The organism is Pedobacter immunditicola, from assembly GCF_037482985.1.
GTDB lineage: Bacteria > Bacteroidota > Bacteroidia > Sphingobacteriales > Sphingobacteriaceae > Pedobacter > Pedobacter immunditicola.
The window spans coordinates 370,947-394,899 of sequence record NZ_JBBHKC010000001.1; the positions used below are offsets into that span (position 1 = coordinate 370,947).

The following is a 23,953-nucleotide window of genomic DNA, read 5'->3' on the forward strand; positions in this document are numbered from 1 at the left end:
AACATTACATTAGTATCAACCTAAATTAACAACAGTTTAATTGAATAAATTACGATCTAATTGAAAGGAGGAAGAAAATCATGCAAAAGATAACCACATTTCTATGGTTTAAAGATCAGGCTGAGGAAGCCGCTAATTTCTACTGTTCTGTATTCAAAAATTCAAAAATCAATAACGTTACCCGCTATGGGGAAGCCGGACCCGGGCCTGTGGGAGCGGTAATGCTCGTGACCTTTGATCTCGATGGGCAAACTTTCATTGCCTTAAATGGTAATCCGGAGTTTAACTTTTCTATGGCCACTTCACTTTATGTGAATTGTGAAACCCAGGAGGAAGTTGACCAATTGTGGGATAAATTGACGGAGGGTGGCAAGCCGATACAATGCGGCTGGCTAACGGATAAGTTTGGTGTGGTATGGCAGATTATCCCTGAAGTTTTGACAAAGCTGGTGCAGGATAAAAATCCTGAAAAGCAAAAAAGGGTAATGGAAGCGATGATGCAAATGGTGAAAATTGACATCAAAAAATTAGAGGATGCCTACCAGGAAGTTTCCTGAATGGATTAAATGTTCAGCACTCCCCTTCAACGTGGGGGTGCTGAACTTCAACTATAAAGCAATCAAATAAATTATGAAAACCGTTACTTTAATCTTATTTATCTCACTGGGCTTAATTTCCTCAAAAAATCTAATGGCACAAACAACTCCCAATACCACCACGGCCAGGCTTAACCACATTGCTATCTATGTTTCGGATTTAAAAAAGAGCACTGATTTTTATCAGCGGCTGTTGAATCTGCCGGAAATCGAAGAGCCCTTCAAAGATGGAAGGCATGTTTGGTTTTCATTAGGTGCTGCCGGTCAGTTACACCTGATCCAGGGCGCAAAACAAAAAATTGAACATAACAAAAATACACACCTGTGTTTCAGTGTTCTTTCGATAACAGACTTCATTAGCAAATTAGAGCAGCAAAAAGTGGAATACTCCAATTGGGAGGGCACCGCCAAAGCACCGACTGTTAGGGTCGATGGCGTAAAACAGGTATATTTTAAAGATCCGGATGGTCATTGGCTGGAAGTCAATGATGCGCGTTAAGCCTCTCCTCATCACCCTTTAGGCCTTGGTTATTTTTTTCAAATTTAGTGTAACCTTTTCGGTAGTTATTGCATCTTAATAACAGAAATAAACACTAGTAAAAATCACCGAAACATTTACGTATTCCAAAAAATACGCCTAGAAGCGTACGTGGAATACCTATGCTTAAAGAATTTGAAAATGAAAAGGATATTCTTATTCGCGATATGCAGTTTTCTATTGACAACAACGTTTGTCAATGCCCAAACGAGCACTGCTACTGGCCAAATTTCCGGTAAAGTACTGGATGAAGCCAAAAAAGCATTCCCTTATGCCACCATCGGCTTGTTAAATGCTAAAGACTCTACCACTGTCAAAGGGACTTTAAGTAAGGATAATGGTGAATACGAATTTAAAGACCTGCCTAAAGGCAATTACCTGGTTTCCATTAATGTCGTTGGTTACAAGAAGGTGGTGAAAGGGCCTTTTGAAGTCAATGATCTTAAAAAAGTTCATAGTGTTGGCCAGACACAACTTAGTCAGGACGCCAGGGAATTAAAAGGTGTGGAGATTGTGAAGCAAAAACCACTTGTGGAGCGGCAGATTGATAAAACTGTACTCAATGTGGAGAACAGTGCCCTTGCAACAGGCAATTCGGCACTTGAAATTCTTGAAAAAGCTCCCGGTGTTACAGTTGATCAAGATGGCAACATCAGTTTAAGAGGTAAACAAGGGGTTACAATTATGATTGATGGTAAGCCGACGCACTTGTCTGCCGAGCAACTGGCTAATTTACTGCGTTCTACAGAAGGATCGGCCATTCAGTCCATTGAATTGATTACCAATCCATCCTCAAAATATGATGCTGCCGGTAACTCAGGGATCATCAACATCAAGTTAAAGAAAAACCGTAATTACGGTACCAACGGATCCGTATTTGTAGGAACCGGCTATGGCCGTTACTATAAGGCCAACAGTGGATTTTCTTTAAATAACCGTACAGAAAAGTTCAATGTATTTGGCAACTTTGATTATGGACGCAACAAAAGGATCAATGAGCTGGATATCGTGAGGGTCAACAATACGACCTCCAATCAAACCTTTTTTAACCAGACCAGTGACAACATCAGGGAACGCAACAACAGCAATTATAAAGGCGGGATAGATTATTTTATCAATGATAAAAATACCCTTGGCCTTGCTTTCAATGGCTATAACAGTAATGGCGATAGTGGGGCCGATGTTTTAACACTGATCGGAAGCAGCCCTTCAGTTACAGATTCATCTGTGGTGGCTAAAAACCTAAGCGATTCAAAATATACCGGCATCACCTTTAACCTTAATTATAAGGGTACTATTGATACCCTGGGACAGGAAATCTCTGCCGACGTGGATTTTTCGAGGTATAATGGTAATCAGCTAAATGATTTCGATAATTTGTATTTAAATAATGGCGGTCAGCCTTTAAAGCCTGCCTACCTCTTTAGAAATGGTACCCCATCGGTCGTAAAAATATGGTCGGGAAAGGTAGATTATACTTATCCCCTTAATAAAGAAATGAAGTTAGAAATGGGCCTGAAGTCTAGCCTGGTTACAACGGATAACAATTATCAGTTTTCTACTTTCAACCATGGCAACAGCCAATGGGAAAATGACGTCACTAGGAGCAACCAGTTTATCTATGATGAAAATATCAATGCTGCTTATGTGAATTTAAACAGGAAATTTAAAAGTACTACCGTACAATTGGGTTTAAGGGCTGAGCAGACCAACTCTAAAGGGAATTCTATTACGGAGCAAAAAATAGTCAACCGTCATTATTTTAACCTGTTTCCCACTGTTTTCGTGAACCAGGAGCTTTCTAAAAATCATGATATGGGGGTTTCCTATACCAGGAGAATAGACCGTCCAAATTATGGCTCGCTGAATCCATTTGTATACTATGTGGACTTATATTCTTACCAATACGGAAATCCATTTTTGAGACCGCAGTACACCAATTCTTTTGAGCTTTCTTATTCTTACAAAAAAACCATTAATGCGACCTTAGGCTTCAGTCATACCAGTGATGTGATTACAGAAGTATTGTTGTCTGATACAGTTCAAAAGACAATCTTTATATCTGAGCAGAACCTTGCCCAGCAGGATTCATATAACTTAAATGTCAGCTCACCATTAAAAATTGCTAAATGGTGGAACAGCAGTAATAACCTGACCGTTTTTTACAATAAATTTAAAACACCAAACCTTTTAGATGCACCTTATGAAAGTGGCAGACTGGCATTTAATATCAATACCAATCAAACCATTACCATCAACCCAAGTACGAATTTTGAATTGTCGGGAAACTATCAATCCAAACAGGTTTATGGCACGTTGCTGATTGATCCTCAGTATAGCATTGATATGGCCATCAGCAAGAACTTTATGGATAAAAAGATAAACCTTAAACTCGCTGCAAATGATGTGTTTGACCTGAGAAAGGGTAGGGTAACCAGTGCGCTTCCTTCGCAAAATTACGTGGTTAGTCAGAAGTGGGAAAGCCAGGTGTTCCGTGCCACCATCACCTATCGTTTTGGAAGCAGCGAGATTAAAGGGGCAAGGCAGCGTTCCAGCAGTGCTGAAGAAGAAGCTAAAAGGGTAAAATCAGGAGGTTAACTTTATGTTAAGTAATAATAAAACTTTGTTTATCAGTGCTTTGTTATGTATTTTTCCATAACCTTAAAACCAAATATAAATTATGGAATACGTAAATCTGCCTGAAGGCTATCAAACTGTAATGCCCTACTTAATATTGAAAAATGCACCAGGCTTCATTAAGTTTACCAGGGAAGTGTTCAACGCCGAAGAGATACAGATCATTATGCGTGAGGACGAAGTGATTATGCATGGGGAAATTTCAATCGGTGGCAGTGTGATTATGTTTGCGGAGCAATCCGAAGATTTCGGCGTGCAAAATGCAGGTTTATTCGTTTACCTTGACAATTGTGATAAAACTTATGAGGTGGCCTTAGCCAATGGGGCATTCAGTATTATGGAGCCTGCAGATCAAAATTATGGCCGGAGTGCCGGCATTAAGGATCCGTTTGGAAATATCTGGTGGTTAACCACTGCAATCATTTAAGACCAGCGCATTAAATAATCAAGAGGGCAATGAGGAGTGTTATTTTTGTACATGGTATGTTTCAAAATGCCAAAAGTTGGGAGAACTGGGTGGACTTTTTTTCCCAGCGGGGCTATCAATGTATCGCTCCCTCATGGCCCTTACATGAAGGTGATCCTGTTGAGCTGAAGGAAAACCCACCCGAAGGTTTAGGAGATTTAACGCTGGAAGATGTGCTCCTTGAATTTGAGGCCATTGCCCAAACATTGGATAAGCCGGTCATGATTGGCCATTCTGTTGGCGGCCTGATAGTGCAGCTGCTCTTAAGCCGCGGTCTGGCCGGTATCGGTGTAGCCATTGATGCCGTAGCGCCAAATGCCATGCTTGATTTTGACTGGGATTATTTGAAGAATGCTACCTTGATCATGAATCCATTAAAAGGCAATGAACCGGTTTACATGACTGCCGAAATCTTTCATGATGCTTTTGCCAATACGCTGACCGTAGGTGACGCTGAAGAAGCTTATTTAAATTATGCCACCCATGATAGCCGCAATGTACTCCGCAATTGTATGGGTGAAGCCGGCAAAATCAACACCGATTTACCCCATGCTCCTTTATTATTGATTGCAGGTGAAAAGGATCATATCATCCCTGCAGCCTTAACGGAGAAGAATTTTAAAGCTTATACAGATAGGGAGAGTGTGATTGCGATGAAAGAGTTCTCCAACAGGAGCCATTTCATTTGCGGTGAGCCAGAATGGGAGGAAGTAGCTGATTATGTGTATAATTGGATCGAGGAACAGGAGGAAGAAGACTAACCTAATCAAACGTTTGCGCTAAATCAGCCTCCACGGAATGACAGCCTTTACATCTGGCTTTATATATTTAGGTATTCATCATCAGATCATTAACCATTTTGATGAATTTACACTAAACGCTAAACCTTCATGAAAAAAATCCTGTTCTCCCTTACTTTATTGTCCTGTGTTCTTTTGATTTCTTTTAAACCCGGTTTGCCGGCGGAAAATAAATCTGTTGTCTCTATTGCTTTAGGGGGTAATGCTTGGGTAAATAAAAAAGACCCCAGGGCGGTTGAAGAAATTAAAACTGCCGGTTTAAGAAACTGGAAAAGTCCAGGATCGGTGATCAGCATCTACTTCAAGGTGGAGAACGTGGGGAAAGTCGACCTGGCTTTACGAATGAAAGTAACTGCAGGGAAAAGCAGGTTCAAAGTTTCTTATGGCAAGCAATCTTTCACTAAACATGCCTCCAATTCAATTTATGACACCCTTGCCATCGGTACTTTTCAGATCATTAAAAAAGGTTATGTAAAAATTGATATACAGGGTTTAGACAAAACCGGCGCTGACTTTGGTGAAATATCTCATTTAATTGTTAAAGGAGATGAGGTGACCCATGGAATTCATTTTGTGCAAGACAATGAACAAAGCCGGTTCTACTGGGGGCGTAGAGGTCCCTCGGTACATTTAAACTATATCGTTCCTGAAGAAATAAAAGAAGACATAGAGTGGTTTTATTCGGAAATCAACGTGCCCAAAGGGATGGATCCTATAGGCTCTTATTTTCAGGCCAACGGCTTCGGACAAGGTTATTTTGGTATCCAGGTAAATTCTCCCACTGAACGCAGGGTGCTTTTCTCCCTGTGGAGCCCATTTGTAACTGATGACCCCGGCGCCATCCCCGACAGCTTAAAAATAAAATTGTTGAAGAAGGGTAAGGATGTATATACCGGAGAATTTGGAAATGAAGGTTCCGGCGGACAAAGTTACCTTGTTTATCCCTGGAAAGTTGGTGAAACCTATGCTTTCCTGACCCGTGCACAACCCGACCCTGCTCAAAACACCACTACTTATACCTCTTATTTTAAACCATCGGGCAAAGAATGGATGTTAATTGCGAGCTTCATTCGTCCTACCACCCAAACCAGGCTTAAAGGATTATATGCTTTTGTGGAAAATTTTGATCCGGAAATGGGTAATTTGGAAAGAAAAGCTAATTTTGGTAACCAATGGCTCAGAGATGTGAAAGGAAACTGGACGGAAGTTTTAACTGCCAGGTTTACAGGCGACGACATTGCCAAAAGAGAGTTTAGAAAGGACATTGGTGGTGGCGTTGAAGGAGGACTGTTTTATTTACGAAATGGTGGCTTTTTTAGTGATGACACGCCTTTGAAGAAGATGTTAAACCGACCTTCGACAAACCGAAAAGCTCCTGCTATTGACTTTAGCAAGCTACAATAAATGAATAAAATGAACAATAAAACCTTAAGCCTCTTACCTTTAGTTTTACTATTGTCCTGCACACAATTACTGTTGTCCTGCACGCAGCAAGTTAAAGAAGAAGAAAAATTGGCACAAGAAACGCACCTTGCAGATTCTTCCTGCCATAGTCATTTACCAAGCCGTTTTGGCGTTGCAGCAAGCAAGGCGCTAGAAGAGCATCCTTTGTCTGACAAAGCGGGTTCTCATGATGGTATGAAATTTATTCCCGGCGGTACCTTTAGTATGGGTGCCACCGATAAAGAAGGCAGAACGGATGAATATCCTGCACACAAAGTAGAACTTGATGGTTTTTGGATCGATGAAACAGAGGTGACCAATGCACAGTTTGCCGCTTTTGTAAAGGCCACAGGCTACGTAACAACAGCCGAACGTAAACCTGATTGGGAGGAGATCAAAAAACAATTGCCCCCTGGAACGCCTAAACCTGCGGATGACGTGCTGGTGCCTGCTGCGCTCACCTTTAATCCGCCAGCAAATCCTGTTCCTTTGAATAATGCTTCACAGTGGTGGGCATGGACGCCGGGAGCTAACTGGAAACACCCCGAAGGGCCACAAAGCAATATCAAGGGGAAAGATAACTATCCTGTTACCCAGGTTTCCTGGGAAGATGCCAATGCCTATGCCCGCTGGGCCGGTAAGCGTTTGCCTACTGAAGCAGAATGGGAATATGCCTCCCGTGGGAAACTTAAAAATAATATCTATCCTTGGGGCAATGAACCTGTGGAAAGCGGAAAACCGAAAGCCAATACCTGGCAGGGAAGTTTTCCGGATAAAAATACCGACTGGGATAGGTTCGACGGACTGGCTCCGGTACGTTCCTTTGCTCCAAATTCTTATGGCTTATATGATATGGCGGGGAATGTATGGGAATGGGTTTCTGATTGGTATACACAAGATTATTACCAGCAGGTAAGTCACAAGACAATAAAAAACCCCGCAGGCCCTGCAACTAGTCATGATCCTGATGAACCATCGGTACCTAAAAAGGTTACCCGAGGCGGTTCGTTTATGTGTAACGATTCTTATTGCAAAGGTTACCGGGTGACTGCCAGAATGAAAACCTCTGCCGATACAGGTTTACAGAATACAGGTTTTCGATGTGTATCCACAAAATAGATTTAAGTTCAATCAATTACAACCGAAATAGGCTAGCATTTAGTATACCACATACATAGGCAATATGCGTATTCATCTACAATTACTCCTAAACAGAACAAAACAACCATGAAGAAAATCGCCCTGTTATTTTTTATAATTTGTTGTCAGTGGGCACAAACACAGGCCCAGCAGCAATCAAAGGCTCAGGCACCACAAAAACAACCAAATATCGTGATCATCGTATCAGATGACCATGCTTTTCAAGCCATTGGTGCTTATGGAAACAAACAGGTACAAACGCCGAATATCGATCGCATTGCGAAAGAGGGGGTGTTGTTTAACAAGGGTTATGTAACCAATTCGATTTGCGGGCCGAGCAGGGCAGTGATATTGACTGGGAAATACAGTCATAAAAATGGCTTTAAGGATAACGAGAATTCAAGATTTAATGGCGACCAGGATTCTTTCATGAAACAGCTGCAGGCTGGTGGTTACCAGACGGCATGGATAGGCAAGTGGCACCTGGAATCTGATCCTCAGGGTTTTGATTACTGGCAGATTCTACCCGGACAAGGACAATATTATAACCCTGATTTCCATATGATGGATGGAAATAAGAAAAAAGTGGAGGGCTATGTGACTGATATCGTTGAAGATGAAGCTGAACAATGGCTGAACAACCGGGATGCCGGCAAACCATTTGCCCTTGTGATCGGCCATAAGGCTACCCACCGTACCTGGATTCCTGATACTGCTGATTTTGGAAAATATGATCATATCAATTTCCCTTTACCGCATAATTTTTATGATAATTATGAAGGCCGGGAAGCTGCAAAAGTTCAGGACATGACAATTTCAAAAACCATGGTAATGGGCTATGATTTAAAAATGTTAAGCGATGATACTAAAGAAGGATCTGTGGTAAGAATGAATGCTGCGCAGCGCGCAAAGTTTGATGCTTATTATAAACCGATCCAGGAAGATTTAAAAGCGAAGAACTTAACTGGAAATGCACTGACAGAATGGAAATATCAGCGTTACATGCGGGATTATTTGAGTACCGCTGCGTCCCTGGATAGAAATATTGGTCGTACGCTGGACTATCTTGAAAAACATGATCTGGCTGAGAATACCATTGTAATTTACCTTTCTGACCAGGGATTTTATATGGGTGAGCATGGCTGGTTTGATAAACGCTTTATTTATGAAGAGTCTTTTCGCACACCAATGCTGATGCGTTATCCCGGTGTGGTTAAGCCCGGTACCATATCAGATGAATTCGTGATGAACCTGGATATTGCCCCCACCATGCTTGATGCGGCAGGTATAGCCATCCCGGAGGATGTTCAGGGTAAGTCGATGTTGCCTGTGTTGAAGGATAAAAAGGCAAAAGGCAGGGATGTGCTTTATTATCATTATTATGAAAATGGAGAGCATGCCGTTTCTCCACATTTTGGGGTAAGGACGAAAAGATACAAGTTGGTTAGGTTTTACAAGAGGGTTACAGGCTGGGAGTTGTATGACCTGCAAAATGATCCAAATGAAATGAAAAATCTTTATGGCAAAAAGGGTTATGAAAAGATAACCAAACAAATGAAGCAGACTTTAAACAGGGAAATCAATCGTTATGAAGATGAAGATGCCAAAGCTATCGTTGCTGAGAAATAAGGGGTAACAATCAGCTGCTCATCAGTTAATACAACAAAATGCCATGGTTTAACTGCAGCCAAATCATACTCAAGAGTGGCTACAGCATTTTTTCAGACCGGTTTAGCCGTATTCGTTAAAATGGTTTGATGAGTAGACTGATTTTCTTCGGTGATCTTCACCTGTAGTCTGATGTTTTTGTTAGCCTCTTCAAAACCCAGCCGTATTTTTATTTTCCCGGCATTATTTTCTACATTTAATTCGGGCTCAGCATGAATATAAGCGGCAGCCGGCCGATCAGAAACAATTAAAGCAACCTGACGGATCAAACCACCATCGTTCGCCCAATCAAATAAGCTGTCTATTTTGAAAGCCCAGTCTTTGTTTAAAGCAATGGTATCGCGCTGCGGAAATGTAGACGCGCTAAACAGCATGCACAACAGTGATAATTTTAATTCAGTGTTCATTGAAAATATAATTTGTCTGTATTGGTTACGAGGCTATATTGTATTATGTATGAAATAATATTCGCGCAAACGTTTGTTTAGATATTCATTAAATGGCGTTTCAGTCGCCTATATCTGATATCGAAGGCGTAATTTTTAATGACGATATCATAAAAGAATTGGGCTTATCGGTTATTCGAGGCTGTGAGATCAGTATCAAAGAATCTATATTCATATTATGTTTAATTATGACGCCTATTAATAGGCATCAAGGTCGGTTTAGTAAAAGTTTGAACGCTAAACATAAACAATAGCTTTGCAAGTTTTCCGTGCAAACGTTTGACTGATTTAGTGTAAAGGTTGGACGGATTTTGAAAGACGTCTTTCTAATTTCCTAATCCGATAACCTTTGCATATTTAGAGAAAATGCAAACGTTTGCGGTGAAATAGCCTTTGGCAAATAGCCGTTATTACGTTTATCTGCGCTACTTTCAATTTTAACCAAATGAAAGGAGGCTTCAACTCAATAAAACTCTACTATCAAAAACACTAACCAGTGCATATAAGCTATATGTGGTCAATCTATTCAGACCACATGATATTAAAACCTAAACACCAAAATGTATGAAAATTCAGAATTTTAACTCGTATGGGCTATCCCATAGGAGAACAAAAATTATATTGACCATAAAGTTTACCGCATTTCTACTCATGACTGGCGTATTGCAGGCCGATGCTGCAAAATTCGATCTAAAAGCCAGCGAATACACCAGGGCAGCCATTGATGTATCTGGTAAAGTTGTTGACGAAAGTGGCCAGGGCATACCCGGAGCTACTGTTAAAGTAAAAGGAAGTAATACTGGAAGTATTACAGATGCAAACGGAAAGTTTGCGATTAAAAATCTCGATGAATCTGCCATTCTGGTTGTTTCCTATGTGGGTTATGACTCCTATGAAGTTAAAGTAACCAGGGCAGAAATGCTGATCAGGCTTGAGCCGCAAGCTAATAACCTTAATGATGTTGTTGTTGTGGGTTATGGAACGCAGAAAAAAGCGAACCTTACCGGTGCTGTATCTTCTATAGACGCAAAAGCATTGGCTTCACGTCCGGTACAAAACGTAGGACAAGCCCTTCAGGGACTGATGCCCGGATTAAACTTTCAAACCGGTGGTTTAGGGGGTGAGTTAAATCAGAATTTATCTTTCAACATCAGGGGTGCCGGAACGATTGGTGCCGGTTCATCATCTGCACCATTGGTTTTAGTAGATGGTATGGAAGGTGATATGAATACCATCAACCCACAGGATATAGAAAGTGTAACCGTTTTAAAAGACGCTGCAGCATCTTCTATTTATGGATCCCGTGCCCCTTTCGGCGTAATTTTAATTACCACTAAAAAAGGTAAAGCAGGTACACCAAGTGTAAGTTACAGCAACAATTTCCGCTGGAATAGACCAATGGGATTACCTACCATGATGGATTCCCATACTTTTGCTCGTTATTGGAATGAGGCTTCTGCCAATGGCGGAGAATCTCCGTTATTTTCTGACAAAGTGATTGATAATATCATCAAATATCAAAAAGGAGAAATAGATTTTACCACCGTAGCAGATGCCAACGGAAGTAAATGGGAGTATTATACCGGCTCAAACGCCAACACCGATTGGTTTAAAGAACAATACAAAGACTTATCATTTTCTCAGGATCATTCCGTTAATATTAATGGTGGTACGGAGAAGACACAATATTTTGTTTCTGCCGGTTATTTAGACCAGGGGGGGATTACGACCTATTCAGGTGATGCCTTTAAACGTTATTCTCTCACCGGTAAGATCAACACCACGATTAGTAAAATCGCTAAGTTTAACTATACCAGCAGGTTTATCAGGGAAGATTATACCAAAGCTTCTCACCAGAATGACCTGTTTTACCATAACATTGCCAGACGCTGGCCAACAGTACCGGTTTATGATCCAAATGGATACTTTTCTGACCCAAGTGAAATTGCACAGATGATAGATGGCGGCCGGGTGATCAACCAGAAAGACATTCTTTATCAGCAAGGGCAATTGGTGTTAACACCGGCAAAAGGCTGGAACATTGTGGCAGACGGAAACGTGAGAATTACCAATGTGAATAATCACAACGATATTCTACCTGCTTATGCTTATGATGTTGCGGAGAACCCATACGCTATACCAGTAGGGTATAACTCGGCAGGCTACAGTTATGTTTCAGAATATAATAACAAGGCAAATTATTTTACGACCAATATTTACTCAGATTATGAATTTAAGATTAATGAGAATCATAATTTTAAAATATTAGGTGGTTTCAATCATGAACTAAATAAAGTGCGCACCCTGGGCGGCTCCCGCAGTGGTTTAATTTCCCCTGAATTACCAACCATCAGTACAGCGATGAATGAAAGCCGCGCTACTGAAGGTCAGTACATGAACTGGGCAACCACGGGCTTTTTTAGTCGCCTGAATTATAACTACAAAGGACGTTACCTATTGGAGGTGAATGCCCGTTATGATGGTTCATCAAGATTTTTAAGCGATCAGCGCTGGAATCTTTTCCCATCGGTTTCTGCTGGCTGGAATGTTGCCGAGGAAGATTTCTGGGGATTGGATGATGTTCAGGTTTTTAAAATCAGGGGATCTTATGGTGAACTCGGAAACCAGAACACGGATTTATGGTATCCTTTTTATACTACCCAACCTATTGGTGTGACTACAGGCAACTGGTTGCTTAACGGCACCAAGCCAAACACGGCCAATGCACCCGGCATTGTGAGTTCCATGTTAACATGGGAAAGAGTAGCTAGCTGGAACATTGGTTTCGATCTGGCAATGCTTAAAAACCGCCTGAACGTTAACTTCGATTATTACAAACGTATAACAACTGATATGGTTGGACCTGCACCAGAATTGCCTGCCATATTAGGTACAGCGGTTCCACAGGTAAACAATGCAGACATGGAGTCTTACGGCTTTGAAATTGAAGCCAAATGGCAGGACCGTATCGGCGATCTGGGCTACTCGGTGCGTGCGGTATTGTCTGATGATCAGCAAAGGGTAACCAATTATCCAAACCCAACTGGAAATATCAGTCAGTGGTACAATAATAGAATGAATAACGAAATCTGGGGATACACTACTGTAGGTATTGCCAAATCGAAGGAAGAGATGGATGCGCATCTGGCCAATAATAACCAGAGTGCGATGGGGAGTAACTGGGGTGCAGGTGATATCATGTATGCAGATCTCAATGGTGATGGTAAAATCGATGCTGGATCAAGTGTGTTAAGCAATGCAGGCGACAGGTCCATCATTGGAAATTCATCGCTTCGTTACCGCTTCAGTCTGGATCTTGGCCTTGATTATAAAGGTTTCGACTTCAGGGCATTTTTTCAAGGTGTAGGTAAAAGAGATTACATGCCAAACGGACCGTATTTCTGGGGTGCAAATGGTAACATGTGGCAATCTGCAGGATTTGATGAACACATGGATTTCTTCCGCGATGAAACTTCCGGCATGGTAGGCAGCGGTTTGGCAGGTGTAAATACAGATGCTTATTTCCCTAAGCCATACTTTAATACCACCAAAAACCAGCAAACACAAACACGTTATATCCAAAATGGTGCTTACATCAGGCTAAAGAATCTTCAATTGGGTTATACCCTGCCAAGAAGTACTGGGTCTAAAATTGGCCTTTCTAATGTAAGGTTCTACGTATCTGGCGACAACTTATTTACCATCACCAAAATGAGTAAGATTTTTGATCCGGAGACAGTAGGTCTGAGTGGTTGGAATGATGGCAAAACTTATCCGTTAGCCCAGGTTTATTCTTGTGGTGTTAATATTACTTTCTAATTTCTGAGAAAAGATGAAGAACAATAAAATTCCAATGAAAATCAGTAATAAAGCTTTTATACTATTTGCACTGTTGGGGTCTGCGGTGATGACCAGTTGTAACAAACAATTGGATATGGAACCCTTATCTGCAGTAACGCCAGAAAAGTTTTTATGGACAGAAGCAGACCTGGCAGCTTATACCATCAATCAATATAATTTCAATACCCATGCCGGTTGGAATGCAGGTACATTTGCCAGCGACAACCATACCGACAACCAGGCAACCACCAATTACTCCAATATTTGGGCCCCTGGCGAATGGCGTGTACTTCAAACCGGAAGCAGCTGGGAATTTACCCAGATCCGTAACGCCAACTACTTTTTGCAAACTGCGGTTCCAAGGTGGAAAGAAAATAAAATTACCGGGGTTCCAGCTAATGTAGATCACTATATTGGTGAAGGATACTTTTTAAGGGCTTTCCAGTACTTCAATAAAGTACAAGCCCTTGGTGATTTTCCCATTGTCAAAAACACGTTTAAAGATGATTTAGATGTATTGGTAGATGCATCTAAACGACGTCCAAGAAATGAGGTTGCTCGTTTCATCCTGTCAGATTTGGATTCGGCCATTACCTTATTAAAAACAAATGCACCAAATGGTACCAACCGCATTTCAAAAAACGCGGCACTGTTGCTTAAATCACGTGTGGCTTTGCATGAAGCTACCTGGTTAACGTACCATAAAAACACGGCCCAGGTTCCAGGCGGTCCAAACTGGCCGGGAACAGGAAAAGTAACCGATTTCACCATCAATATCGATTCGGAAATAGACTTTTTCCTTACCGCGGCAATGGATGCTTCTGCACAGGTTGCTGATGCCATCCCTTTGGTTAATAATACCAAGGATGATGGTTACAATTCTTCAGCTAATCCTTATGCAGCCATGTTTGCCGATGCAGATATGAGTAAATACTCGGAAGTGTTGTTATGGCGCAAGTACGATCCTACACAAGGTATCAACCACAACGTAAACCATTATATCAATAACAATGGTGCGAATACAGGTTATACCAGGGGTTTTGTTGATAATTTTGTCATGGCAAATGGTTTACCTATTTATGCCAATGGATCTGGTTATGTTGGAGATGATTCTGTGAAAATGGTAAAGATTGCCCGCGATAACCGTTTGCAGTTGTTTATGAAATCACCTGGTGATTTAAGGTTCACTGACAAAACCAACACCAATGGAACGCCGATCTTAGCAGGTTATCCTGATATTATTGGGATTCCGGAAACACGTGATGTAACAGGTTATTCCATTAAAAAGGGCTTCTCCTATAATTCAATAAATGCTGAAGGAAGTATGGGAAGTACAGGAAGTATTGTTTTCCGTGCAGTAGAAGCTTATCTTAACTATATTGAAGCCTCTTATTTAAAAGAGCGCAGCATCAATGGTAAAGCAGGTCAATACTGGCGCGCCATCCGCACCCGTGCGGGAATTAATCCAGACTATAACGTTACCATCGCTGCTACTCAAATGAATCAAGAAGCAAAGAATGACTTTGCAGCTTATTCCAAGGGTACTTTATTGTCTGACGTTACGCTGTACAACATCCGCAGGGAGCGCAGGGCAGAACTGATGTCTGAAGGTATGCGTATGTTCGATTTAAAACGCTGGAGAGCATTAGACCAGTTACAAGCAAATCCTTATATTATTGAGGGCTTTAAAGTTTGGGGTCCGATGCAAGCCTGGTTTAAAGATAGCAAGGGTGTTCCAACGCTTATTGAATCAGGCACTGCAGGAAAAACACCTAACGTCTCTAAAAAATCAGAGAGCTTGTATCTGAGGCCTTACCGTGTAAATAACAACACCAGTAACTTTGTTTTCAATGGTTACAAGTGGACTGCCGCACATTACCTTGAACCAATTGCGATACAGCATTTCACCATTACATCAAGCAACTCTGCAGATATCAGCACATCAGTGATGTATCAAAACCCAGGATGGCCTATGGTAGCCAACCAGGGGGCTAACTAATAAAAAACAATAATCTCTAAAATTGAAGAGGCTGTATTAAAGTTAAATAACTTTTAATACAGCCTTTTTCATAATCTCTAATTGATATGCAGCTATCAAAGCTTTGTTGACATAGCTTCACCCTAATAAACAATTATACTTAATGAAGAAACTTTTACTCCTATTCACAGCAATTCTGGTTATCATATCCTGCAAGACCAAAAGTAAAATTCAGCAGCAAGCTAATCAACCCGCTGACCACTGGAAACTGATCTGGGCAGATGAATTCAATTACAAAGGGGCACCTGATGCGAAGAAATGGAGCTTTGCTGGCCGTAAACGTGCCGACTGGGCCTGTTATTGTGCCGATAGCGAGGAGACCGCCTTTGTGAAAAATGGGAATCTCTATGTGAAAGCTATACTTAATGAAGATGCCTCCGACAGCAGTAAATACCAGACTGGCTGTATACAAAGTAAAGGTAAGTTCTCCTTCAAATATGGTAAGGTAGAAGTAAGGGCTAAACTTTCCAAAGGAAAAGGCTCCTGGCCTGCAATATGGATGATGCCTGAAAATAGTGTATATGGCGGATGGCCCAATAGCGGGGAAATTGATATCATGGAACACCTCAACGCTGATACCATCGTTTACCAGACGCTCCATAGCAATTATGTTGATGTGCAGAATAAGAAAGAACATCCTAAATATTTCATCACAGCACCCTATCAGGTTAATCATTACCATGTTTATGGCTTAGAATGGTTTCCCGATCGGCTTGATTTTTTCGTAAACGGTAAAAAGACCTTTTCTTATCCAAGGCTTAAGGAAGGGGACGCTAAGCAATGGCCTTTCGACCAGGAATTTTATCTGATATTAAACCAGGCATTAGGTGGGAACTGGGTAGGGTCGATTAATGACCAGGATTTACCTGTACAAATGATGGTGGATTGGGTAAGAGTATATCAGCAAAGTTAATAATTAGTTATTTCGATTTTTCAATATGTCCCTGAATAAGCATTTCAAACGTTTGTGTGAATTATGTTATACATATGAGACCTAGTTTTACAAAATAGGTATAGCTTTATATTATATAAAATTAACGTTTCTTAATCAGTTTTTAACCTATTCTACTACCATTGTTAAAATAGGTGCTAACCAAATAAGTAGTACTATCTGTATTATCGTATAGATAGATAAAAATAAAACTAAAATGCAATCAGAAAGTATAAGTCTTTGGTGTGATCAGGATTTGCTCGACGCTATTAAAGCGGATGATCGCTCTGCATTTGAAATTATCTATAATAAGTATTGGAGTCGTTTATATCTATCGGCCTATAATATATTAAGAGACAAGCAAATTGCAGAAGATATTATTCAAGATATTTTTGTACAGCTTTGGTTTAAGCGATCAAAGAGCAATATTGAAAACCTGAATAGCTATTTATACACATCAGTACGCTTCCAGGTTTTTAAAACGATTCGCGATGGAAAGGTTAAAGTGAATTTAATGGATCACGCAGATCAGTTAATCATCAGCGAGGACATAGAAAGTGCCATTCACCTTAAAGAAGTGAATAGGCGTTTAGAAGAAAGTATAGAATTGCTTCCTCAAAAATGTAAAGAAATCTATATCCTGAACAGGAAACAATACCTTTCTGCAAAGGACATTGCATTAAGATTAAATTTGAGCCCCAAAACTATTGAAAACCAATTAACCATCGCCTTTCGACGGATCCGTTCGAGTATGGCCGACTTGCTTTAATTTAAAATAATTTTGGGGGTAAGGTCATCTTCATGGTACATACATAAAAGATCAGCAGTGAAGAATGATTATTTAACCAGTCTAATAGAAAAACACCTTCAAGGTAAGACAAGTCTTGAAGAGGAAAACTTATTGAATGATTGGTATGACTCTCATGGAAATATTTCCCCTGATTGGGATGAACAAGAATTGGGCAGCAAGGCTCATACGGGACAAAAGCTATGGGATAAAATTTCCAGTGAAATAGATAACCCGGCAGATCAGCCCCGTTTATTAAAATTTCCAAAACTATTCATAGCTGCATCTGTCACGATTTTTTTCTGCTTTACGCTCTACTTACTGTTAAACAACAATCAAAAAGCAATAGCAACACCGTCCTCACTTAAACCAGGTAAAGGGCAGGCCATGTTAACTTTAGCGGACGGCAGTACATTGAATTTGAAAAACGCTGAAAATGTAGTGATTGCCAATCAACCGGGAAGCATAATTAATAAAATGGCTGATGGAAAGCTGGTCTATACCCATCAATCGGGAGCCCAATTGAGCAACACTGTTTCGTATAATACCATTCAAACTCCCAGGGCCAGTCAATATCAGGTTACCCTTGTTGATGGAACTTCCGTATGGTTAAATGCTGAAACTTCGCTAACCTATCCCACGCAATTTTCGGAAAAAGAAAGAGTCGTTCGCTTAATTGGTCAGGCTTATTTTGAAGTAGCCCCCGATGAGCAAAAACCGTTTAAGGTCATCACTGACAAGCAGGAGGTAGTGGTGTTAGGTACACATTTCGACATCAATGCTTACCCGGATGAAACAAGTGTGAAAACCAGCTTAATAGAAGGAAGTATTAAGGTTATTGCTGGAAATAAATATGGACACTCCGCTATCTTAAAGCCTGGGCAACAATCGGTAATGGATAAACAGCAGCTGAAAGTTCATGACTTCGACAATTCAGAAGGCATTGGCTGGAAACAAGGATATTTCTATTTCAATAATGAAGATATGAAAGATGCCATGCGGCAGTTAGCCAGATGGTATGATGTAGAGGTGAGTTATATCGGTAATGCTGATCAAATCAAGTTTGGAGGGTCATTTTCAAAATCAGATAAGTTGGAAGACATCCTTAAAATTTTGGAAGCTACAAAGAAGTTTAAATGTAAAAAAGAAGGAAGGAGGATCACGATTATTTTATAAAGCTACTTTAATCCTAAAAGATCCAAAAAACCGGAAGTGTTGGAGCACTCCCGGCAATGTTTAATTTGGATTCTACTGAGAAACAATCAACTAAACTATAACCCAATATCTGGCTTGGACATGCTATGCCCTTACCTTATATAAAACCAAACCATTCAAATGTATGAATATTTACTATTCTAATTCCTACGGACTTCTCCGTATATGGAAGAAAATTTTGCAGGCCACAAAGTTTTCTCTCTCCTTAATCCTGCTTTTATTTATGCTGACGAGTGCAGGCACAGCTGCAGAAATTAGTATTACCTTATCAGAGAGAAATGGATCTCTTGAAAATATTTTGAGATCCATTAAAGAACAGAGTGGATACAAACTTTTTTATATTCAAAGCGATATTAAAAAAGCTAGGCCGGTTAACATCAATGTGAAAAATGTAACCTTGGAGAAAGCTTTAATCCAGTGCTTTCAAAATCAGCCTTTAACATATGACATCGAAGCAAATACGATTGTCGTGAAGGAGAAAAATGCACAGCCCATCATCGTCAACAAAAGTGCTGAAACTTTTAAAGTATCAGGTACGGTCAGAGATAATCTGAATATGGCTATGCCAGGAGTAACTGTCAGAGTTTTAAATACGTCAAAAGTAGTCAGTACCAATGCCGACGGTAAATATACCGTAGAAGTTGAATTGAAAAATATCCTTGAATTTTATTATTTAGGCTATGAAAGAAAGCGCGTTGATGTTACCGGACTTGGGGATATCAATGTGGTATTGGTGCCAGATGAAGGCAATAAACTTGATGAAGTTGCCGTAGTTGGTTATGGTAAACAAAAGAAAGTGAGTGTAGTAGGTGCGTTAACTACCATTAAGCCCGAAGAACTCAGAATTCCAACCAGCAACCTTTCCAATGCCCTTGCAGGAAAGTTAGCCGGTGTGGTCGCTTTTCAGCGCTCAGGGGAGCCAGGTGCAGATGGAGCCTCTTTCTATATCAGGGGTATTTCTACATTTAGTGGTGCGACCAACCCTTTAATTATATTAGATGGGGTAGCAGTTTCCTCAGGCGATTTAAACGCCCTGGCACCAGAGGTTATCGAAAGTTTTTCAATTTTGAAAGATGCAACGGCAACGGCTATTTATGGCTCAAGAGGTGCCAATGGGGTGATGATTGTCACCACTAAAAGTGGCAAGGACCTGGAGAAACCACGAATTAACGTCCGGATCGAAAACGCCATCTCTGCGCCGACCTCTGTACCTAAATTTGTAAATGGCACCAGGTTTATGGAGCTCTATAACGAAGCGGTTAAAGGCCGTGGTACAGGAGAAATCCCTTACTTGCAAACTAAAATCGACGGAACAAGAGATGGTTTAAATCCACTTGTATACCCTGATGTGCAATGGTATGATGAGATGTTTAAGGATTTCTCGCAAAACAGGAGTGTTAACCTCAACGTATTGGGTGGTGGTAAACGTGTGGATTATTTCATGAGTGGTACCTATAACCAGGATAATGGGATGTTGCAGAAATTTGATGTCAATAGTTATGACAATAACATCTCTGTTAAACGTTATTCTTTTCAAAATAACTTAAATGCGAATTTAAGCAGTACCACGAAAATGTCGTTACGGCTTAACACGCAATTGCGCGATTATCACGGACCGGCATCTTCTGCAGGATCTATTTTTGGTAATGCGATGAATGCCAATGGTGTAGATTTTCCAATTATGTTCCCTAATGAAGGTGGAACAAATATTCTTTTCGGAGGTAAAACAGGTGGAAGGGTAAATAATGGTTTTGTTAATCCTTTTGCCCAGATGGTTAACGGTTACAGTAACAATTTTCAAAGCACGGTAATCGCTACTGTAGATGGAGAGCAAAAATTGGATTTTGTAACCACTGGTTTGTCTTTTAAAGCATTGGCTTCTTTTAAAAACTGGAGCAGTACCAACACTTCGAGAACAAGAGGGATTAATCAATATGAGATAGCTAGATTAAGTCAAAATGCTGATGGAAGTTTAGCTTATGACCTCGGCATGGTAGGCTCCTCACAAAATGAAACTTTATCTACAGTAAATTCTTCCACTGGCGACCGTACCTTGTATTTCCAGACTTCCCTTGATTATAGCCACACATTTGGTGGGAAACATGGGGTTTCCGGATTGTTATTGTACAACCAGCAGGAATACAATGTTAACTTACCCGCTACTTTTATTGCTTCCTTACCAAAAAGATCACAGGGTTTTGCTGGCCGGGCTACATATTCTTTTGATAACAGATATTTAGCCGAATTTAACTTTGGTTACAATGGCTCTGAAAACTTTGCAGAAAACAAGAGGTTCGGTTTCTTTCCTTCAGCGGCACTCGGTTACGTGCTGAGTAATGAAAAATTCTTTGAGTCGGCCGCCAAGACCATCAGTTACCTTAAATTCAGAGGCTCATGGGGGCTTGTCGGTAATGACCAAATCAATTTACCTGACGGCAGCCCTGCAAGATTTGTTTATTTGTCTGAGGTTGATCTGGGTGGACAGGGTTATACATCAGGAATTTCCCAGGATTATACTAGAAACGGTCCTATATATAACCGTTTTGCCAATCCAAATATCACCTGGGAAATTGCGGAGAAGATCAATATCGGGATGGACTTGACCATGCTGAAGACACTTAATTTTACGATTGATTTTTTCAAGGAAAACAGAAAGAATATTTTCTTAGCCAGACAGATCATTCCAGATTTTTTTGGAACTTCAGGTACCACCATTTATAGTAATCTGGGCAAAGTTTCTAATAAAGGTTTTGATGCCTCTATAGATTATACGCATGCATTTTCCAACGATTTCAGCATGACTTTAAAAAGCACGTTCACCTATGCCACCAATACTGTGATAGCTAATGATGAGCCTGAATTTACCCGGTATAAAAACTTATCATTAGTTGGTTATCCGGTTAATTCTCTGTTGGGCTATGAAGCGGAACGTTTATTTATTGATCAGGCTGAAATTAATAACAGTCCCTTGCAACAAATTGGCGGGGTGGTACAAGCCGGAGACATTAAATACAGTGATGTTACCAATGCTATTGACGGCTTAAACATGGTAAGCAGTGATGATCGGATTAGAATGGGCTATCCAACAGTTCCCGAAATTGTTTATGGATTTGGTCCTTCCTTCAAGTTGAAAAAGTTTGACTTTTCCTTTTTCTTCCAAGGGGTAGCACGCACATCATTCTTTATCAGTGGTTTTCATCCTTTTGGAACCAGCGATCAGCGGAATGTTTTAACTTTTGTTGATCAAGATCATTGGAGTCCTCAAGATCCGAATATTTTTGCCGCCTATCCGCGCTTAAGTAAAATCGACAATCCCAATAATACCGCAAACTCATCTTATTGGTTAAGGGATGGCTCATTTTTGAAGTTGAGAAACCTTGAAATGGGCTATACCTTTAAGTTCATGCGGGTTTATTTAAGTGGATTGAACCTGTTGACCTTCTCTAAATTTAAATTATGGGATCCTGAACAAGGTGGTGGTAACGGGCTGTCTTATCCTACGCAGAGAGTATACAATATGGGCTTACAAATGGGATTTTAAAGATAAGAAGATGAACAAATTAAGATATATTTTAATATTATTAGTGTTAATAGCCTCTACTGTAGGTGGCTGCAAAAACTTTCTCGATGTGGTGCCTGATGAAAGGCCAACAGAGAAAGATGCGTTTAAAGATGTCTTTGCGGCAGAAAACTATCTGTATTCCTGCTATGCACCTTTGCCAAATCCGAGGATGAGTCAGATAGCCATTGATTTAATGACTACAGATGAAGTGGTGACCGCGTTTGAACATGAAACATTTGCCCAATTTCCTAAAGGGACCTTTACGGCCTCAAATCCTGTTATCTCTTACTGGTCAGCTCTTTATAAAGGGATAAGGCAATGTTATATCCTGATCGACAATGTGGATCAGACACCAGGTTTATCGGAAGAAAATAAAGCGCTATATAAGGCCGAAGCAAGGTTTTTGATCGGTTATTACCACTTTTTACTAGTACGTATGTATGGTCCAGTAGTAATCATTGATGGTGTTGCAGATATAGAAGCTGATGCCAGTACTTATGCCAGCCGTTCAAGTTATGAAGAGTGTGTTAAATTTGTAGTTGACAAGCTGGATGAATCAGCAACTGTACTGCCGGCCAAACAAGCTAACTCGTCTGCCTATGGCAGGGCTACCAGTACAGCTGCAAAAGCTATAAAAGCGAGAATGTTGTTGTATGCAGCTTCACCTTTGTTTAATGGTGGGGGTGGCTCACAAGCCAGTTTTTACGGCGGTTTTAAAGATGCTTCTGGTCAGCCGCTGATTCCGGTTACCTACGACAAAGAAAAATGGAAAAGAGCAGCTGATGCTGCGAAAGAAGCAATAGATTTTGCTGAAGCACAGGGTCATGCCTTATATAAAAATTCAGCTATCGCAGGCTTGCCCGCAAATCCAGTGGAGAAAGACTTGCGCTATACTTTCGTTGACAAAAACTCTACCGAACTTATCTGGACAGATACCAGAAGGGAGGGGACCTACTTTTTTCAAAATAAATCAACCCCCTATTTTAGCCCCGGTGCATATAATGGTGTTGCACCCACGTTAGCTATGGTAGAGCTATTTTATACAGAGAATGGTTTGCCAATTGATAAGGATCCTGCTTATAATTACAGTAACAGGTACGGAATCGGGACATCTCCGGCCGGCGGAACAACCCTGAATCTGAATTTAAAGCGTGAACCTCGTTTTAATGCCTGGATCGCTTATCATAACAGTAATTATGAAATTAAAAGACCGGTAGCAACCACCTCTCCAACCGGCGACTATGTGAAAGTAGGCTTTAGGAAAGATGATAATGCAGGGATAAAGGGAAGGAGTAATAACTATTCACCGACAGGGTATTTAAACAAAAAAGGGGTGAGTCCTTTGTTTGGATCCGGACAAACTTCTGAGCAAGAGCCTACCGTGGCAGAAAGCTATCCATGGCCAGTAGCCAGGTTGGGAGAACTGTATTTAAATTATGCAGAAGCATTAATTGAGTATGGCCAGGATTTAATAACAGCAAAAACTTACCTGGATAAGGTACGCAGCCGTGCAGGGATTCCTACAGTAGATGATGCATGGGCAGCAATTGGCGGTGCCAACGACCAGGCCAAATTACGGGCAATAGTGAGACAGGAGCGGAGCATAGAATTATATCTAGAGAATCATCGTTTCTGGGATTTAAGGAGATGGATGATTGCAGAGTCTTATTTAGGCGTAAAAGCTAAAGGAATGAATATTCAAGGAACCACTGATCAGGATTTCTTTAAAATTACTGAAATCGTGTTTCCAAGAGCATTCCGTTCTCCGGCATTTTATTTAATGCCTATTCCTATTGCTGAAATCAATAAGGATGTGAATTTGGTTCAAAATCCAGGTTATTAATCA

16 protein-coding genes are annotated in these 23,953 nt (G+C 40.6%); 15 read left to right on the plus strand and 1 reads right to left on the minus strand.

The genetic code is table 11. The annotated features are described in order from the left end of the window. The first annotated feature begins 80 nt into the window (after positions 1-80). From WG905_RS01600 to WG905_RS01635, 8 genes are all read left to right on the plus strand, one after another. Positions 81-557: a VOC family protein gene (locus tag WG905_RS01600; protein WP_339589939.1), complete on the plus strand. Its 477-nt coding sequence runs from the start codon at positions 81-83 to the stop codon at positions 555-557. Positions 558-630: 73 nt separating this feature from the next. Continuing rightward, positions 631-1,095 (plus strand): VOC family protein, encoded by a 465-nt coding sequence (locus WG905_RS01605; RefSeq protein ID WP_339589940.1) that lies wholly within the window; start codon positions 631-633, stop codon positions 1,093-1,095. Between the two features lie 180 nt (positions 1,096-1,275). Next, positions 1,276-3,732 carry a TonB-dependent receptor domain-containing protein gene (locus tag WG905_RS01610; protein WP_339589941.1) on the plus strand — a complete coding sequence of 819 codons (2,457 nt, stop codon included), beginning with the start codon at positions 1,276-1,278 and terminating at the stop codon, positions 3,730-3,732. 82 nt (positions 3,733-3,814) lie between these two features. Beyond that, positions 3,815-4,198: a VOC family protein gene (locus WG905_RS01615; protein ID WP_339589942.1), complete on the plus strand. Its 384-nt coding sequence runs from the start codon at positions 3,815-3,817 to the stop codon at positions 4,196-4,198. 29 nt (positions 4,199-4,227) lie between these two features. Then, positions 4,228-4,998: an alpha/beta hydrolase gene (locus WG905_RS01620; RefSeq protein WP_339589943.1), complete on the plus strand. Its 771-nt coding sequence runs from the start codon at positions 4,228-4,230 to the stop codon at positions 4,996-4,998. Between the two features lie 129 nt (positions 4,999-5,127). Further along, the gene (locus WG905_RS01625) at positions 5,128-6,441 is read left to right on the plus strand and encodes a DUF3472 domain-containing protein (protein ID WP_339589944.1); all 1,314 of its coding nucleotides are present in this window, start codon (positions 5,128-5,130) and stop codon (positions 6,439-6,441) included. A 9-nt stretch (positions 6,442-6,450) separates the two neighbouring features. Next, positions 6,451-7,599: a formylglycine-generating enzyme family protein gene (locus WG905_RS01630; protein ID WP_339589945.1), complete on the plus strand. Its 1,149-nt coding sequence runs from the start codon at positions 6,451-6,453 to the stop codon at positions 7,597-7,599. A gap of 108 nt (positions 7,600-7,707) precedes the next feature. After that, positions 7,708-9,249 carry a sulfatase family protein gene (locus WG905_RS01635; protein WP_339589946.1) on the plus strand — a complete coding sequence of 514 codons (1,542 nt, stop codon included), beginning with the start codon at positions 7,708-7,710 and terminating at the stop codon, positions 9,247-9,249. Positions 9,250-9,341: 92 nt separating this feature from the next. On the opposite strand, the gene WG905_RS01640 is transcribed toward WG905_RS01635, so the two are convergent. Then, on the minus strand, positions 9,342-9,695 hold the full coding sequence (locus WG905_RS01640) for a hypothetical protein (RefSeq protein WP_339589947.1): 354 nt from the start codon (positions 9,693-9,695) through the stop codon (positions 9,342-9,344). A gap of 603 nt (positions 9,696-10,298) precedes the next feature. On the opposite strand from WG905_RS01640, the gene WG905_RS01645 reads away from it, so the two are divergent. From WG905_RS01645 to WG905_RS01675, 7 genes are all read left to right on the plus strand, one after another. Further along, positions 10,299-13,553 carry a SusC/RagA family TonB-linked outer membrane protein gene (locus WG905_RS01645; protein WP_339589948.1) on the plus strand — a complete coding sequence of 1,085 codons (3,255 nt, stop codon included), beginning with the start codon at positions 10,299-10,301 and terminating at the stop codon, positions 13,551-13,553. 13 nt (positions 13,554-13,566) lie between these two features. Next, positions 13,567-15,573, plus strand: coding sequence for a RagB/SusD family nutrient uptake outer membrane protein (locus WG905_RS01650; protein WP_339589949.1), 2,007 nt, complete (start codon positions 13,567-13,569; stop codon positions 15,571-15,573). Positions 15,574-15,715: 142 nt separating this feature from the next. Continuing rightward, entirely contained in the window at positions 15,716-16,525 is an 810-nt protein-coding gene (locus WG905_RS01655; RefSeq protein WP_339589950.1) for a glycoside hydrolase family 16 protein, read from the plus strand. Positions 16,526-16,760: 235 nt separating this feature from the next. Next, positions 16,761-17,312 carry a sigma-70 family RNA polymerase sigma factor gene (locus WG905_RS01660; RefSeq protein WP_339589951.1) on the plus strand — a complete coding sequence of 184 codons (552 nt, stop codon included), beginning with the start codon at positions 16,761-16,763 and terminating at the stop codon, positions 17,310-17,312. A 57-nt stretch (positions 17,313-17,369) separates the two neighbouring features. Continuing rightward, on the plus strand, positions 17,370-18,506 hold the full coding sequence (locus WG905_RS01665; protein ID WP_339589952.1) for a FecR family protein: 1,137 nt from the start codon (positions 17,370-17,372) through the stop codon (positions 18,504-18,506). Positions 18,507-18,669: 163 nt separating this feature from the next. Next, positions 18,670-22,086: a TonB-dependent receptor gene (locus WG905_RS01670; RefSeq protein WP_339589953.1), complete on the plus strand. Its 3,417-nt coding sequence runs from the start codon at positions 18,670-18,672 to the stop codon at positions 22,084-22,086. 10 nt (positions 22,087-22,096) lie between these two features. Further along, positions 22,097-23,950, plus strand: a complete 1,854-nt coding sequence (locus WG905_RS01675; RefSeq protein WP_339589954.1) for a RagB/SusD family nutrient uptake outer membrane protein — start codon at positions 22,097-22,099, stop codon at positions 23,948-23,950. The last annotated feature ends 3 nt before the right edge of the window (positions 23,951-23,953 follow it).